The 15,327-nt window shown below is 60.7% G+C and carries 17 protein-coding genes; 10 read left to right on the forward strand and 7 right to left on the reverse strand.

All coding sequences use genetic code 11. The features are described 5' to 3' along the window. Positions 1 to 129: 129 nt before the first annotated feature. Positions 130 to 1,269 carry an epoxide hydrolase family protein gene (locus tag J2R78_RS28750; RefSeq protein ID WP_253607705.1) on the forward strand — a complete coding sequence of 380 codons (1,140 nt, stop codon included), beginning with the start codon at positions 130 to 132 and terminating at the stop codon, positions 1,267 to 1,269. Between the two features lie 66 nt (positions 1,270 to 1,335). Continuing rightward, positions 1,336 to 3,054, forward strand: coding sequence for a metallophosphoesterase (locus tag J2R78_RS28755; protein ID WP_309145020.1), 1,719 nt, complete (start codon positions 1,336 to 1,338; stop codon positions 3,052 to 3,054). Here J2R78_RS28755 and J2R78_RS28760 read toward each other — a convergent pair. From J2R78_RS28760 to J2R78_RS44815, 3 genes are all read right to left on the reverse strand, one after another. Then, a complete protein-coding gene (locus J2R78_RS28760; RefSeq protein ID WP_253609936.1) occupies positions 3,051 to 4,085 on the reverse strand; it encodes an AI-2E family transporter in 1,035 nt (344 codons plus the stop codon). The two genes, J2R78_RS28755 and J2R78_RS28760, sit on opposite strands and share 4 nt — an antisense overlap. A gap of 85 nt (positions 4,086 to 4,170) precedes the next feature. Then, positions 4,171 to 4,635, reverse strand: coding sequence for a GNAT family N-acetyltransferase (locus tag J2R78_RS28765; RefSeq protein WP_253607707.1), 465 nt, complete (start codon positions 4,633 to 4,635; stop codon positions 4,171 to 4,173). A gap of 67 nt (positions 4,636 to 4,702) precedes the next feature. Continuing rightward, the gene (locus J2R78_RS44815; RefSeq protein WP_256558678.1) at positions 4,703 to 4,828 is read right to left on the reverse strand and encodes a hypothetical protein; all 126 of its coding nucleotides are present in this window, start codon (positions 4,826 to 4,828) and stop codon (positions 4,703 to 4,705) included. A 110-nt stretch (positions 4,829 to 4,938) separates the two neighbouring features. Here J2R78_RS44815 and J2R78_RS28770 point away from each other — a divergent pair, with 110 nt between their 5' ends. Together J2R78_RS28770 and J2R78_RS28775 are read left to right on the forward strand one after the other, a co-directional pair. Further along, the gene (locus J2R78_RS28770) at positions 4,939 to 5,571 is read left to right on the forward strand and encodes an invasion associated locus B family protein (RefSeq protein WP_253607708.1); all 633 of its coding nucleotides are present in this window, start codon (positions 4,939 to 4,941) and stop codon (positions 5,569 to 5,571) included. Between the two features lie 418 nt (positions 5,572 to 5,989). Next, positions 5,990 to 7,396, forward strand: a complete 1,407-nt coding sequence (locus tag J2R78_RS28775; RefSeq protein ID WP_253607709.1) for an adenylate/guanylate cyclase domain-containing protein — start codon at positions 5,990 to 5,992, stop codon at positions 7,394 to 7,396. A gap of 227 nt (positions 7,397 to 7,623) precedes the next feature. Here J2R78_RS28775 and J2R78_RS28780 read toward each other — a convergent pair whose 3' ends face one another. Next, positions 7,624 to 7,869: a hypothetical protein gene (locus tag J2R78_RS28780; protein WP_253607710.1), complete on the reverse strand. Its 246-nt coding sequence runs from the start codon at positions 7,867 to 7,869 to the stop codon at positions 7,624 to 7,626. A gap of 437 nt (positions 7,870 to 8,306) precedes the next feature. Here J2R78_RS28780 and J2R78_RS28785 point away from each other — a divergent pair, with 437 nt between their 5' ends. After that, positions 8,307 to 8,654, forward strand: a complete 348-nt coding sequence (locus tag J2R78_RS28785) for a hypothetical protein (protein ID WP_253607711.1) — start codon at positions 8,307 to 8,309, stop codon at positions 8,652 to 8,654. Between the two features lie 349 nt (positions 8,655 to 9,003). On the opposite strand, the gene J2R78_RS28790 is transcribed toward J2R78_RS28785, so the two are convergent. Next, on the reverse strand, positions 9,004 to 9,204 hold the full coding sequence (locus tag J2R78_RS28790; RefSeq protein ID WP_225645917.1) for a hypothetical protein: 201 nt from the start codon (positions 9,202 to 9,204) through the stop codon (positions 9,004 to 9,006). Positions 9,205 to 9,894: 690 nt separating this feature from the next. Between J2R78_RS28790 and J2R78_RS45430 the strand changes: the two genes are divergently transcribed. Beyond that, positions 9,895 to 10,530, forward strand: coding sequence for a hypothetical protein (locus tag J2R78_RS45430; RefSeq protein ID WP_375167068.1), 636 nt, complete (start codon positions 9,895 to 9,897; stop codon positions 10,528 to 10,530). Here J2R78_RS45430 and J2R78_RS28805 read toward each other — a convergent pair. After that, positions 10,527 to 10,874, reverse strand: a complete 348-nt coding sequence (locus J2R78_RS28805; RefSeq protein ID WP_253636027.1) for a hypothetical protein — start codon at positions 10,872 to 10,874, stop codon at positions 10,527 to 10,529. The two genes, J2R78_RS45430 and J2R78_RS28805, sit on opposite strands and share 4 nt — an antisense overlap. A 435-nt stretch (positions 10,875 to 11,309) precedes the next feature. On the opposite strand from J2R78_RS28805, the gene J2R78_RS28810 reads away from it, so the two are divergent. Further along, the gene (locus tag J2R78_RS28810) at positions 11,310 to 11,813 is read left to right on the forward strand and encodes a hypothetical protein (protein ID WP_253607714.1); all 504 of its coding nucleotides are present in this window, start codon (positions 11,310 to 11,312) and stop codon (positions 11,811 to 11,813) included. Positions 11,814 to 11,911: 98 nt separating this feature from the next. Beyond that, a complete protein-coding gene (locus J2R78_RS28815) occupies positions 11,912 to 12,106 on the forward strand; it encodes a hypothetical protein (RefSeq protein ID WP_229158033.1) in 195 nt (64 codons plus the stop codon). 170 nt (positions 12,107 to 12,276) lie between these two features. On the opposite strand, the gene J2R78_RS28820 is transcribed toward J2R78_RS28815, so the two are convergent. After that, positions 12,277 to 12,714 (reverse strand): PaaI family thioesterase, encoded by a 438-nt coding sequence (locus J2R78_RS28820; RefSeq protein WP_229163160.1) that lies wholly within the window; start codon positions 12,712 to 12,714, stop codon positions 12,277 to 12,279. Positions 12,715 to 13,328: 614 nt separating this feature from the next. On the opposite strand from J2R78_RS28820, the gene J2R78_RS28825 reads away from it, so the two are divergent. Both J2R78_RS28825 and J2R78_RS28830 read left to right on the forward strand, forming a co-directional pair. Next, a complete protein-coding gene (locus J2R78_RS28825) occupies positions 13,329 to 13,745 on the forward strand; it encodes a helix-turn-helix transcriptional regulator (protein WP_253607715.1) in 417 nt (138 codons plus the stop codon). A gap of 314 nt (positions 13,746 to 14,059) precedes the next feature. Next, positions 14,060 to 15,202, forward strand: a complete 1,143-nt coding sequence (locus tag J2R78_RS28830; RefSeq protein ID WP_229163158.1) for an MBL fold metallo-hydrolase — start codon at positions 14,060 to 14,062, stop codon at positions 15,200 to 15,202. Positions 15,203 to 15,327 lie beyond the last annotated feature (125 nt).

The raw sequence follows: 15,327 nt of genomic DNA on the forward strand, positions 1-15,327 counted from the left end.
GGTTCTTGTCGTCAGATTTCGCGGCTAGTCGTGCAGGGTCCGTGCAGGCGAGGTTTGCGGCGCGAGGTTTGATCGGCGACCCGCGCCAGCCTATCTTTCCCCGAAAGTTCAGCATCCCGGGGAGACGCCATGACCGCCATCAGCCCGTTCCGCATCGCCGTCAGCGACGATGTCCTCGAGGATCTGCGCAGCCGGCTGCGCCGGAGCCGATGGCCGGAAGCCGAACTGGTCGACGACTGGAGCCAGGGCGCGCCGCTGCAATGGATCAAGGACATCTGCCACTATTGGACCGAGACCTATGATTGGCGGCAGCGCGAGGCGCGGCTCAACCGCTTCAGCCAGTTCACCACCGAAATCGACGGGCTCGACATCCACTTCATTCATGTCCGCTCGAAGCATCCGGAGGCGCGGCCCTTGATCATCACCCATGGCTGGCCGGGATCGGTGGTCGAATTCCACAAGGTGATCGAGCCGCTGACCGATCCGACCGCGCATGGCGGCCGCGCCGCCGATGCCTTCCACGTGGTGTGCCCGTCATTGCCGGGCTTCGGCTTCTCGGCCAAGCCTATAGCGACGGGCTGGGGCGTCGACCGGATCGCGACGGCCTGGGCCGTCCTGATGCTGCGGCTCGGCTACGCCAGCTATTTCGCGCAAGGCGGCGACTGGGGCTCCGCGGTCACGACCGCGATCGGCGGGCAGGATGCTGCACATTGCGCCGGCATCCACATCACGCTTGCGATGTCGACCTGGCCCAATGTCGAGGGGCAGCCGACGCCGGAGGAGACGAGGGCGCTCAACGGCATCAAATATTATGCCGACTGGGATTCCGGCTATTCCAAGCAGCAGTCCACCCGGCCGCAGACGCTCGGCTATGGCCTGACGGATTCGCCCTGCGGGCAGGCGGCCTGGATTCTCGAAAAGTTCTGGGCCTGGACCGATTGCGACGGCCATCCGGAAAACATCCTCAGCCGCGACGAACTGCTCGACAACGTCATGCTGTACTGGGTCACCGCGACGGCTGCGTCATCGGCGCGGCTCTATTGGGAAAGCTTTGGGCCGGGCAAGCGAACCCCGCACAAGGTGGGTGTGCCGACCGGCGTTGCCGTGTTTCCCAAGGAGATCGTCACGCCGGTTCGCAAATGGATGGAGACAAACTTCACCAACATCCAGCACTGGAGCGAGATGCCGAAAGGGGGACATTTCTCGGCATTCGAGCAGCCCGAGCTGTTCGTCGGCGAGGTGCGCGAGTTCTTCGGGAAGCTGCGCTAAGCCTGACGCGTATGTTGGTCTGAAGCGGTTTGTGACAGAATGCGCCGTGCAACGGAGGACGTCGGCGTGCTGCTTGATCCCCGCCGCGGCGACTTTGAGGACAATGCCGCCAGCCCGGAACAGCGTTCGTTGTTCGCGATCGTGGGTAGCCTTCTGGTTGAGATAAGCCCGGCGAAACTGTTGTTCGCCTGGACGGTCTCGCTTCTGCTTCCGGGCGTACTGCTCGGCCTTGCGCCACTGGTCGCATCCGCCTGGATTTCGAGCCTTTCGCAACACGCTCTTGCCCTGTCCGAAGTGGGCGCCGTGCTGGCGCTGGTTGTGATCGCAGCGTTGGGATGGCTCGGCGGACGACCGCTGCTTCAAATCGCGGAAACAAGCTTCTGGTCGCTGAACGCGCTCGCGGTCCAACCGAGTTATGCCTTCACACGCGAGGCGCTGGGCCATCTGGCGGAGCTGCTTTGGCGCACCGGCGCGACTCCTGCCTCTCGCACGAGGCTGCGCCGCGGTTGCTCGGTCGGCGCCGGCATACTGCTCTCCGCGGGGGCGGCATTGATCGCGGCCCTGGCCTGGCCTGCCTCGCAATGGACTGCGACCGTCAATGACCTTGTTCTGATCCATCGTCTGGTGTTGCCGACGTTCGCGAACGCCGCGGTGCTGGTGTCCTGCTATCTTGCGGTCGCGTCACTGGCCTGGAGCGTGGCCGACGCCAGTATGGAACAACCGGCCGACCTGGCCGGATTCGACGCGACTCCGTCCGGAGGCCGCTGCTGGCGCCTTGCGCATCTGTCCGATCTTCACGTGGTCGGCGAGCGGTACGGTTTCCGCATTGAAAGCGGGACCGCCGGTCCGCGGGGAAACGAGCACTTCAATCGCGTGTTGGCTCGCCTTGCCGAAATTCACAGCGTTGATCCGCTCGACCACGTGCTGATCAGCGGCGATATGACGGACGCCGGCCGGCCCGGCGAATGGGCGGAATTTCTCGATGCATTGGCAGGTCATCCCGAGCTTGCAGCACGCATCATCATGCTTCCGGGCAATCATGACGTTAACGTCGTGGATCGTGCCAATCCTGCGCGCCTCGACCTGCCGTTCAGCCCAGGCAAGCGGCTACGGCAGATGCGTACCCTGTCGGCGATCGCGGCCGTCCAGGGCGATCGCGTGCGCGTCATCGACGGTTCCGGCAAACCGTCGGCGACGCTGAACCAGGCGCTGGCCCCTTATCATGATCGGATAACGCAATTTGCGCAGCACGGAGGCGTGCGCCGCGCAGCCGCGCTCCGTGGCCTGTTCGATGATCAATTCCCAATGATCCTGCCGCCGGACCAGGACGGTGGCCTCGGGATCGCCATTCTCAACTCCAACGCCGAAACCCACTTCTCCTTCACCAACGCGCTCGGTTTGGTTTCGGAAGCGCAAACGCGGCGGTTGGAGGCTGCGATCCGTCATTTTCCGACGGCATGCTGGACCATCGCGTTACATCATCACGTGATGGAATATCCCATGCCAGTGAAGACATTTGCCGAGCGCATTGGGACAGCCTTGATCAACGGCAGCTGGTTTGTACGCAGGTTGCAACGGTTTTCCGATCGCTCAGTGGTGATGCACGGTCACCGGCATATCGATTGGATCGGTACATGTGGTGCGTCGAGGATCGTCTCGGCCCCGTCGCCGGTGATGGGGGCCGACGATGAAGTCAGCTATTTCTATATCCACAAAATGATGGTCGGCCCGGACCGGAAGCTTTGCCTCACCGAGCCCGAGCGGGTTGAGATTGCCGCAAGCTAGGACGCTTCCAGCTTATCTTCGTGCGATCCGCCACACAGATCGGCTATCCATGCGGCCGACGGACTCTCGGCACAGAAGGTCAGAATAGCGAGCGTGATCGGTACGCCGATGAAGGTCCCGAACAGGCCCCAAAGCGAGCTCCAGAAGAAGATCGCAAACAGCACCAGAAACGGCGAGATCGACAACGTCGAACCGGCCACCCGCGGTTCGATATAGCTGCCGACCACGAACTGGATGACGTTGAGACAGGCGAACACGCCGAACACCGCGGGCCAGCTCTCGAACTGTGTCATGGCCAGCAGCGTGGGGAACAGCGTCGCGATGAAAGGACCGACGAAAGGAATGTAGTTGAGGACAAAGGCGATCACGCCCCATTCGAATGCGAATGGCAGCCCGGTCACAGCGGCGAACAGGCCGACTAAGAGACCCGTCACCGCGCTCATCTGCGTCCGCACCAGCATATATTTACGAAACTTGGCGGCCGTCGCTTTGCTGCCCTTGAGCAGGACGCGCGCAGCTGTGCGATTCTCCAGCCGCTGGATTCGTCGACCAGCGTCTTCGACCTCGAGAAGTCCCAGCACGACATAGACCAGCGCGATGAGCCAGAAACTCAATGTGGTGTTGACGCGGCCCGTGACGTATTGCGTGGTACGCAGCAGCCAGCCGACATTGAAATGCTCCGCCCAGACGCCGGCGAACGAGACGCCATGGCCGTCGAGCCAGATCACCGCGGCATCGTAGAAGGCCTGATACCGCGCCGCATCCGCAATCAAGGAGCGCCCGACGCGGCCGAACCCCCATGCTGCCAGCGAGGCAAACGCGATGCAGGTGGCAACCGTAACAACGACGGTAATGGCGAGCGCGAGGAGTTTCGGCAGCCACGACTGCAGCCGTTGCTGAACGGGCCAGACGATCGCGATGATAAACAGGGCGGCCGCAAGCGGGGCGAGCACGCTGCGCGCCTGAGCCACCGCCGCAATGACCAGCACCGCGGCGATGATGCCGGTCGTGATCTTCAACCCGCCAGCCATCCTTGGGTTACCCGATCTCCGTGAACGCAGACATTGCCAGTCTGTCTCGTAGCGCGACAAGACCGGAAATGGACCTGCGGCGCAGCTACAGCAATCCTCGATAGATCCCCGGCGCGGAACCTTCGATGGCCACCGCGCCGACAGCTTTCGTATAGAAATCCGCCGGCCCGACGCCGCCGATGATGGCGTAGCCGAACCCCTGGTGCTTCATGTCCTCGAGGCAGGCGAACAGCAGCGCCTTGCCGATTCCGCCTTGCTGCGCCTTCGGCGCGACGCCGGTCGGACCGAAGAAGTTGCGACAGGCCGCGTCATGGCAGGCGAATCCGAGGATCTTCTTTTGCTGGATCGCGATGAAGCAGGAGACTGGTTGGCGGCTGAACGCGACCTCGGTTTCGCTGGCCCACGCCTCGCTGAATGTCTCCCGCACCCAGGCGACAACCTTGTGCTTTTCCGGGGCGAGCGCGCGGCGCATGATAATTCCGGCCTTGAGCAATCGATCGTAGGCGGGCCGGGAATCGGGCAGGGCGTAGAGCTTGACGAGCATGTCCATCCGGTGAGCTTAGTTGAAAACGCATCCCGCGGGCAAATCACGGGAGCAAGGTCGAGGCGCCGGACTACTATTTGCGTTGTTGCTTGTTCGCGGCCTTGTTCGAGGTCCTGGCTTCACGTGCAATTGCCCAGAAATACCCGCCGCAGAATGCAACAATCGCGACAATCACGCCGGCGGCGATCAGCTCTTGCATATCAGCGGTTCTCCAAGTAGGTGCATCTCGTTCAGGTGGGAATTATGCCCACGAATACGCCGACGAAAAGGCAGATCGGTTTCGGGACGTAACGAGGCGGAGCGAATGCGATGGTGACGGTCAGCGCAGCAGACAGGCGTCTTCGGGCGATCGTCGCTCTCGTCGTCATGGCCGGCGTCGGTTCGGCGCAAGCCGCCCGAACACCCAATGTGTCGGATGCCAGTGGGAGCGCCGTCTCCATGCCGATCGACACACGGAGCCAGACGTCCGCGATGGATGGCGTGGTCCGCGCCGTCCAGCTTCCCAAGGGCGCTTCCGCGATCAGCGAGACCTACGGAGACTGGATCGTCAAATGCCAGCTCGACGGCGGGGCCAAGCTGTGTACCCTCGGGCAGACACAGCTCGCCAAGGAAACCAATCAGCAAATCTTCGCCATCGAACTGATTCCCAGGGACGGAAAGGCCGAAGGCAACATCTTGATGCCGTTCGGGCTGAAGTTCGACGCCGGGGCCGTCCTCAAGCTTGACGGCAAGGATCTCGAACAGACGCGCTTCTCCACCTGCACGGCGCAAGGCTGCTTGCTGCCGGTATCCTTTCCCACGGTCGTGACCGACACCATCAGCAGGGCCAAAATGCTCACCGTTGCCGCACAGAGCATCAGCAACGGGCAGGCTGTTGTCTTTAACGTCCCCCTCAAAGGCTTCGCCGCGGCGCTGGAGCGCACCATTCAGCTCGGAAGCTGAGCGGCACAACGTTCCGCGCCCACCGCACGATGGCTGCGACAAATCACCCCGACGGGCAAAATCCCGCTTCCGTCGTCGGGCAAATCAGTGATCCAATTCCGCCCGTCTCACCCGATTGAGGGGCGCTTCGCGGTCGTCACGAACGTGGGTCGAGATGCGGTGGACGCCGATTGCGCAACTGACGAGTGCGCATGACGTGGACGGTGAAGTCGTGTGGTCCTGACGCAAGCTCTTTTTTCGTTATCCAAAGAACGAATAAAAGCCATATCTGTTAATGGTTTGAGCAGCCATTCTGGGTCAGCAGAAAGGTCCAGCCGATTGAGCTGGGCCCCAATAGGCCCTTAGAGCGTTCACCTTCAGGTGCCAGACCACAGCTTCGGCCCATCGCGTGACGGGCAATACCGGGTATCTACGGTGGATGACGTCCGTTGATGTCCGGCCTGATCTGGAAGATAGTTGGAAACGCGAACAAATGGTGGGGGCCGCGATGACGGAAGTAGCGTTGCCCGAGACGCAGTATGCGCAGAGCGGCGACTTCAACATCGCCTATCAAGTCATGGGCGACGGGCCTACCGACATTATCCTAGTTCCGGGCATTATATCCCACATCGATTTTCAGCACGAACTCCCGGGCTATACGCGCTTTCTTCGTCGCTTGGCGAAGTTCTCAAGGGTCGTCACGTTCGACAAGAGAGGTCAAGGACTATCAGATCGGTTGGCCGACGTACCGTCTCTTGAGGAACGTATCGACGATGTCCGCACGATCATGGACGCAATCAACTCCAAGCGTGCTGCGCTAGTTGGCTTCTCTGAAGGCGCGTCGATGAGCGTTCTATTCGCAACGACCTACCCAGAGCGCGTTTCCCACTTGGTCTTATTCGGAGGGCTGGCGCGGATATCAGACCTGCTCCCGCCCAACCTCACGCCATCCGAGGTTCAGGAACGGTTAGCTTACGTCGTAAAGAGTTGGGGAAACGGGGACTTCCTCAAGCGAGTTTTCGCGAGTGATGCTGGCAATTCGGAGATACTCGCTCGCATCGCAAAATTCGAAAAGTTGGGCAGCAGTCCTGGCGCACTAAAATCCTACATACTTTCGAACCGACGGATAGACATCAACCCCATCCTCCCAGTCGTCCGCACGCCAACTCTAGTGCTGCACCGAACAACCGACGCGCAGGTGCCTGTAACGTTAGGCCGCAAGCTCGCCGCCGGTATCCCGGGAGCGAAATACATTGAATATCCGTCGGGCGATCACGCGTTCTGGACGGGAGACATTGAGCGCGTTACCGGAGACATCGAAGAATTCATCACTGGACAACGCGCCAGCGAGGGAATTGATCTGGAGCGCATACTCGCTACCGTTCTCTTTACTGATATCGTTGGATCGACCAATCTCGCTTTGCAACTCGGCGATCACCGTTGGCGCGACCTCTTGGACAATCACGACGATCTTTCCGGCCGGATTGTCAGCAAGCATCGCGGCACTTTGGTGAAGAGCACAGGCGATGGCGTTCTGGCGACCTTTGACGGGCCGGGGCGGGCTGTGCGATGCGCCTTGGCGCTCAGTGAAGAGAGCAAGAGTATTGGCCTGCCCGTACGCGCAGGTCTTCATTGCGGCGAGGTCGAAATCAGAGGCAACGACATCGGTGGCATTGCCGTCCACGCAGCCGCGCGGGTGATGTCGCAGTCGGGAAGCAATGAGGTATTTGTCTCGCGGGTGGTCACCGACCTCGTAGCAGGCACCGATCTGAAGTTCTCCGAGCGAGGCTCATACGAATTAAAGGGGCTGCCCGGGAAATGGGACCTTTTCGCCGCGAGCAAATAGTATCCCGAGCGCTTGCGTCGTATTGTTCCTCCGCTATAAGCCGCGCAGGCCTCCGCATTTTGCGCTTCCGTTTCGTGTCGAGGCCGAGATCGCCGAGATGTCTATGCGTGTCTACTTTGCCCTCAACATCAACTTGACGGATAAGCAGCAAAGTACGTTCGAGGAACTCAACCTCAAGCCTGGCGCTGTTTGCAGACTGACAAAGTAAGGCGCCCGCATTGCGATGCCTACGTAGGCTTACGCCGTTCGCGCTCAGCCCTGTTCGCTGCTTTGAGCAGGTCTCCGATGTAGTCGGAGATGTCGCCGATCTCAGCTTGCAAGTCGGCCGCCGAGAAACCCTGCTCCTTGGCAGCCGCGACAAGACGGCGGGTCAGTTCGGCGATATCCTGCGACGCGCCGACAGTGCGAAACTGCTCGACAGCGTGAATGCTATTCTCGACCCAGAAATCGATAAACTCGCGGGCCTTGCTCACCGGATACCCCCCAACGCCAAACCAAGAACTAGCGTTAGCGCCGGTGCGTGAACACGGCAGGGCCGCCTCAGTTGTCCCTCTTCGTTTGCCATCGTAGCGATGGCCACGCCGCCGCCGCACCCCACAAGTCGAATTGCGCCCCGCTAGGCTTTATCCCAACGTCGGAGCACGCAGCCGACGGGGACGGCCTTTGCATCTATTGTTCCGACTATTGGTGGCGTCGGTTCTGTTGGGTTTTGCCGTTTGGCTGACGATGGGACCGCCGCCGAAGAATGCCCCGAAGCCAGGTCTGCTCGCGCATCGAGTGCCGTAAGCGCAGCTTTCCCGGGGGAGCAGGGTTGTCGTGGTAACCTCTGCCACCGGGCTGAGAGGGCAAAATATGTCCATCTATTCGCACTTACAAATCGACGCCATGGCGTCGAAAGACGCCAACCTTATTGAAAAAGCTGCACGCGCTCAGCGTCAAAGATCGCGATGACCCGCTGACGGAAATGATCGCGAAGACGATTATCAAGGTCGCGCAATCTGGTCTCAGGGACCCCGCCGAGATTTCGGCGCAGGCGATCAAGGCACTGGAAGTTCCGGTGACGCCGGGAGTTGATGTCTTCCCGCGCGCGCTCTGGAACGACCGCCTTATCCCAATTAGGAACGAGATACGCGAGCCAGCATTGGCGACAATGGACGACAAAAACCTGCAAGCGCACAGTGAACAAGCCCTTGTCGTGGTGGCCCTCAGCACGGCAACTCTGATCGCGTCCGTCGCCCTCTTGGTATCCGCATGGTAAGGCCGTCTCAGGTTAGGGCCTCGATGCTGAGATCAGATCAGGCTCAATATTTGAACCGCGTTCCCGAGTGGAACCAGGACGACAGCACCGATCGCAACATCCGCTCCCGCGTTCGGGAACCGAAACATTCCGGCCCTCGGAGAATTAGCGCTTGGAGGCTTCGGGGCTTCGCAAGATGCGAGGCATATCATGATCCCACTGTCAGCGGGCAACGCCTTCCTCATAGTTGCGATTATGAGCGTCACTTTCCTGACTGAGGTCGCCTTTTTCATCGTGATCGGGCTGTTCTGAAAGGAACGCGCGCACTGGCACGGCGCAGCCGATGTGAGGACCCAGTCCTTCTCCCGGCTCAACGACGAGGCTTATCCCAGCGCTCACCCGCTGGAATGATTGAGGGCGACTGCTCTTCAAATTCGCGGAGCCGGTCGATTTGCATTTTGAGCCTCGGCGAGAGTTCCGTCTCTGGTTCCAGCGACGCTCGCAGCGTCTCGCCGATCTCCCGGACAATGGCCCGGCTGTGAACGTGGTCGATGTCGATGCGGTTGCGCATTACACAGCCTCCGGTCGGAATGAACAACGCACCGGCAGGCCGAGAGTGCGCTCCCCCCGCAAACACATCGGGGCGCGGCTAGCGATTGTGACTAAACCGGAGACCGCCGCTTTTGGCTATCTTGCGCGAGCGCTGGTTTTTGACAACAGCGGGTCTTTGGTAACGACCTTTGGCTATCTGCGACATGCGCCGGGTTGTTCACCAGCGAGCGGCGGCCTCATGGCTTCTAAGTCTTGGCTAGCCTCTTCGTTCCCCAATTCTGATCGCGAACGGAATGAGGAACCTACGGAGCACAGAGCCGAAGCATCGACCATGCAAAGCGCCGGGCAACGCCGGCGATACTCATAGGAAATCGCTCGCGCTCGGGAACCAATTCCAAAAGTGTCGGGTTAATTGATGGGGCCGATGCAAGGGACCATCGCCATGAGGATCGAATATCTCGCTGCAATTGCGATAGCTGTTTGGACCGCTGGTGCTGGATTGGCAGCGGTCCATTCCGTCGGCTCGCCGCTCGAAACGCAGTCCACGCCGACCGCCACTGAATTGGCGACCCGAATAGCCGCGTCCGTGGATGCGTTCTCGCCTCGGCCTGGCGGTTAACAGCCGCCCCCACGCGAGTGCGTCTAGGCACCGGCCGCCACCCGTATTCGTCCGGGATGGAAGTGTTTCCCGCGCCGCAGCATATTCGCGGTGTTCATCGAGTTCATATTTCCTCTCCGCCCGGCCGTCTCATTGACGGCCGGGCTTTTGCATGCGCGCCACGCGTTTTTTCGGCAGTTAGTTCTTCTTGAGATCGCTCAGCCTGCGCATGTAATAGCCGTGGCTCTGAACCGCCTGCCTGATCTCCTCGCTAACCCTGACGACCCTCTTCTTGCTCTTGCGCCATTTGCCCTGAGCGCTGATGTCCGGCACTGGAAATCCTTTTTTCACAACGAGGAGATCGCGCCTGACGTTGAAATACACCTCGACCATATTGTCTCCCAAAAGGCTGAAAGTATCCGTTCAGAGCAGAGCGCGGCCCGCAGAAATGCAACCGGCTCTTTCGCGCCTGCCTGTGAATATCGAGGAGAAATGCTGCGCTCGTTGTTTCGACAAGACATTTTCTGGTTGGATGTTGTTCGCATGCCGCACCCAACGACCAACGATTATCTGGACGAGTATGACCGGGAGCTAGACGAGATCGTTGCCGCCTGTGACGGCGATGTGCGGAGCGCTCTCAGGGCGCTCTTGCTGGTCAATGAGCAGTTGGAGCACATCCTAAACTGTTTGAACGCGGAGCTCGTTGATCACGTGTCGCGGCATCACCGACGGCAGACGTTACATTAAACCGCAACTATCGCTTCACCGGCAGGGGTCAGCCTCACGAAAGTCCCGCTGCCATCGCGGTCCTCGATCCAGCCGAAGCTTTCGGCAAACTTGAGCCCGGCAGCTAGATCATCGCGCTTTGCACCAGCAGCGCTCCAAACCGCATCAATCGTCTCTCGGCGGATGACCTGTCCCGCGCCAAGTCCGGCGGCCTTCATGACGTCGATCAATTTGAGGCCGTGTTTCTCGATCTCGTCCATTTTGTCCTGGCGTGGTTTCAATCCTGCGGGCGAGCCAACCGGCTTCCAATTTACACGCCGGTTGTGGCACGATGAAGCTAGCTCAATCATAACGGCAGCAACCATGGCCGATTTCATCTTTCGGGCCAACATCGCTCACACAAAGAACTTTTGGAAACGGAAGCCAACGCTCGGAAGATCGAGACCTTGCACAAGCTTTTGGCCGAGGAGGAAGCCAAGCTAGCCGAATGGCAGGCGCAAAATCGACGGTCACGCGGTAAGGATTGAGGACGCCGTTGACAATAATCAATGAGCCGCGCCGGTTCGCCGGCTAGTCAGTGATGATGTGGATGCCGATTGAAACCGCCCCGTTCGATCGCGACTTGGAATTGGCCGTTATCGACGCTAAGGGGGACATATACTCTCTGATCTTCCCCTGTCGTCGTGACCACAATGGCTGGATCAAGACGGCAACGAACCGCGCCGTGGAGGTTCATCCCACTCACTGGCGCAATTGGGGCGAGCAGCAAGGCCGCTCGGCGTAGGGGCTACGCGAGCCCGATGCGCGACCGCTCACCTCAGGAATACCGCCGCAACATTCATGAGTATGCCGATGGTCGGGATGTTCCACACGAGCGAGCGCGCCAGCGGCAAGTCTGCTGCATACAAGATCGCGTAGGCGACACGTCGGCCGCGCCGCATGTGGTGCCGTTCGTCGCCGCCGCCGTGGCGCAGAGCAAGGAACGGTACAATAAGAGCATCGGCGAAGCGCGCCTGATGATCGGCAATGCCATCCGCATGATGGCGCCTGCACCGAAGTCGCGCGCGGGCTGCCATTTCGCGGCGGCCATCGGCTTGCGGTCATCGCTGGAGGATTTCGCCCCGACGATACCGGACTGGGCTCATGATCAGCACACGATCAAGGGCAAGGCGATGGGTCGCGGCCTCGATCACTTCCGCCGCGAAGGTGCCAAGCTGATCCCGCCGCCGACAGAGGATGATCCCTACGAGGACGAGGCCTACCGGCATTGGGCGCTCAAGCAGCGCGGCAATGGGCTGATCTAGGGCCGTGTACTCCTAAAGGCGAGTGGCCGCCGAGCCGCGCCCCTCCCCATTTTGGTGTACGGGACGAGCAGGTCCTCGTGTGCCATCGGAGATGGGCAATGACCGTAAGAACCTTCTGCACACTTGCCGCCGCCTTCTTTGCCCTGATCGCGCTTCTGCAGTTGATCCGGATTGTGATGGGTTGGTCCATCACGTTGAATGGCGTCGATGTACCGTTCTGGCCGAGCTGGATTGCCGTCATTGTGGCGGGCGCGTTGAGCTTCGTCGGCTTCCGCGCCGCCATGCGCAGCTAAAGGCTGGCAGAGCGCCCGGCCAATCTGTCGCTGGGTAGCGGAGCCACTTTCCTACTCGCGGGCGTCGGGCCGTCGTGCTCTACCGCGACAGCGGTGTGGTGAACGTCCGGTACGGCCTAAGAGCCGACGTAGAACGCAAGTCGCGTTTTGACCCGGATCGGACGTAGACGCTAACGGGGATGAGTGTCACCCTCATGCTTCGGCACCACGCGAAACGTGGCGTTCGCACGCGCGATTACACTGTCGTCGGCCTTGATTAGGCTTTGTGCGAAGCAGATCGTTCTGCCGGTTTTGATCACCTCGCTGTCCACGGTGATCCATTGCCCGATCTGCGCGATGCCGGTGAAGTCGACCGCAAGAGTGATTGTCGCCAGCGACGATGCCCAGCCAATCGCCTGTGCGCAGCTATAGCCCATCGCGTTGTCAGCAAGCGCGGAGATCAGCCCGCCATGAACGTTGCCACGCGCATTGGTGTGCGGCTTGGCCAGCCGTAATCCGATGATCACGGCTTTGTCCGTGCGCTTCGAATAGAGCGGTTCCCAAGGATCGGTGAAAGGGCTCTTGCGGAAGTGAGGCTCGAAACCTTCGGGGATACCGATGCTGTTCATGGTCATGCGCGAGCTCCGTTGTTGGCGAAGACCTGTTCGCAGACGATCTGCTCAAGAGTTACGACAAGTACGATAGGCGCGACGGCTGCACTGACGGCTCGGACTTCGACAATGTCGGACGACGGCATTGCGCCACATCGCGCACCGCCTTTTTGTGCCAGTTCGTACAAAAATAAAATCGAAAATGCGCGATGGCAAATATCCTCACACGTCGCCGTCGCGCGGTCCCCGCGCCAAGTTCCGGCCTCCACAGGACCCTGTCGTCTGATTGCGGAGGGGCTGCCACCGCTCGACGGTCGCGCCGTAATACGTCGAGATCGAGCGCGGCATCGTCCTCGACCCCGGAGTTACGCTCACCGTGATGTGCTCGGTTGCAGGTCTGGCGGATGTCTCCCTTTGGGTGCATAGTTCCAGCGCCGATCCGACCGCGCGGACGCTGGGGCTGCTGGTGGGGTCGAGGAGGGCATGGTCATGCATCACCCATTCCAACCGCTGCCTCATCGCGAAATCGCGTTCACCATGGGCGTCATCGGCCTCGGGTTGCTCCCGATAGCGATGGCAATTGCGGCGCTGTTCGTGTCCTGACCCAATTCGACGGACAGCTAGGGCCGCCGATGCTTGAACGACCGCCGATCTTGAGCCCGCGCGAGAAGCAGCTATTGCGGCGTTTCGCCCAAGGCAAATCGGACAGGACAACTGGGCTGGAGATCGGCGGCACCGAGAAGCAGGTCGCCGCACAGCGCGCAATGCTGGTCAAGAAGCTGCAAATTTTTCGCAAGAGCATCTCTTGTCGGTCGCCAGCCAGTTTGCTGCTTGGCGTGTGCGGTCATCCGATTGATGTTCGCTTGCGCCGCGCGTCAAGCGCGGCTTGCAGGCCAACTCTCCGCACGATCAGTTCACGCCCTCCACGGTATCTCGGGCAGATCGATCACCTTGTCGTCCTCGACGCGACCGCGACACCACGGCGGCGGCAGACGGCGCGCATCGGGAGCGGACAGCATGCTGCTAACAGCGGCCATGTCCGCTTTTAGGGCTGGAGCAGACCTTCGGCGAGTAACTCCGGTATGCCGCCTTTTGACCGAACCGGACCAAGCACTGCGCTTGTATCCCCGATCACACGCGCGCACGGCCAGCTTCTACCTTGCCGTCGAAACTTGGCTCGGCCTCGCCCGTGCCGAATGACACTCGCCACGATGTCCAACGGGGGATAGGATGCAATGATCCTCGGTGTGCGGGCTGCCAGACGCTGGTGTGTTCGGCACTCCAACGCCTCCGCCCTTGGTTGGAGTGCGTTTCCGCGCGATGCCTTGCGGCAGCAAAGGCCGCGCAAAGGGAGGATTTGACTATGTTCATTTGCCAGTGCAACGCAATTCATCGACGCGATGTGGTGTGCGGCGGTGGTGCTGCCCTGTTCAGCGCCGTCGTGGCGTCGTTGATGGGCGGCGCGAAGCCGGTGCGGGCAGAAGCGATGGCGGGTAAGGTTCCGGAGATCGACCGCGTGGCAGTACGTGTAGTGGTCGACAGCTATCAATTCGCCGTGGCACCGAGCCGGAAGGTTGCCGATGTAGAGATCGAACACTTCGGCTGGGGCATCGGCGGAGGCAAGCCGCCCGGTAAAACGCTGATCAGTGAGTTCGGCCTGTCGATGCACGTCGAGACGCGGCGCGGCACCGAGGCACGTAATGTCTTGGTGGATTTCGGCTTCTCACCTGACGCGCTTGTCAACAATGCCAATCTCGTCGGCATCGATCCGGCCGCGCTTGACGCCCTTGTCTTGAGCCATGGTCACTACGATCATTTTGGCGGTCTTGCTGGCTTCCTAAAGCAAAACAGCAGCAAGCTGAAAGCCAAGCTGCCTATCTACATCGGCGGCGAGGAAGCATTCTGCTCGCGCGAATGGACCGCTCCGCCGGTGCGCGGCGACTTCGGAGCCTTGGATCGGAAAGCGCTGGAAGACGCCAATGTTGCAGTCACCTATGTAGAAGGACCGGCACTGGTCGCCGATCACGGCTTCACCACAGGACACATCGACCAGACAAGCTTTGAGAAGCTGCTGTCCCCCAGCGCCATGAGGATCGGCGTGGACCACGGCATTGGATGCTATGCCGACAAGCTTCCAGAGGACGAACGGACGAAGGCTGTCATCCCGGACCAGTTCCGGCACGAGATCGCCACCGCATTCAATTTAAGAGGCCGCGGGTTGATCGTATTGACCTCTTGCAGTCATCGCGGGGTGATCAACGCAATCAAACAGGCCCAAGCGGCTTCGGGCGTCAACAAGGTTCATGCGGTGATCGGCGGCTTCCACCTCGCGCCCTACAACGAAGGCTATGTGCGCGACACGATCACAGCGCTCAAGAGTATCGATATCGACTACGTTATTCCACTGCACTGCACTGGTGAGCCGTTCTACGAGATGGCCAAGGCCGAGGTGCCGAACAAGCTCCTGCGCTCCTACACGGGCACACGCTTCGTCTTCGCTTCCTGAGCAAGAAGGACACACGCAATCCGAGCGCTTACGGCCGCGATAGGAAGGCCAAACAGCGGCCCGGCGCGAGGGGGCTACAGGGCACCGGGCCAGCCGCGCTCGCGCATACGTGAAACTAGGGCCTA

This window comes from Bradyrhizobium sp. USDA 4538, assembly GCF_024171045.1.
In the GTDB taxonomy this organism is placed as follows: Bacteria; Pseudomonadota; Alphaproteobacteria; order Rhizobiales; family Xanthobacteraceae; genus Bradyrhizobium; species Bradyrhizobium australafricanum.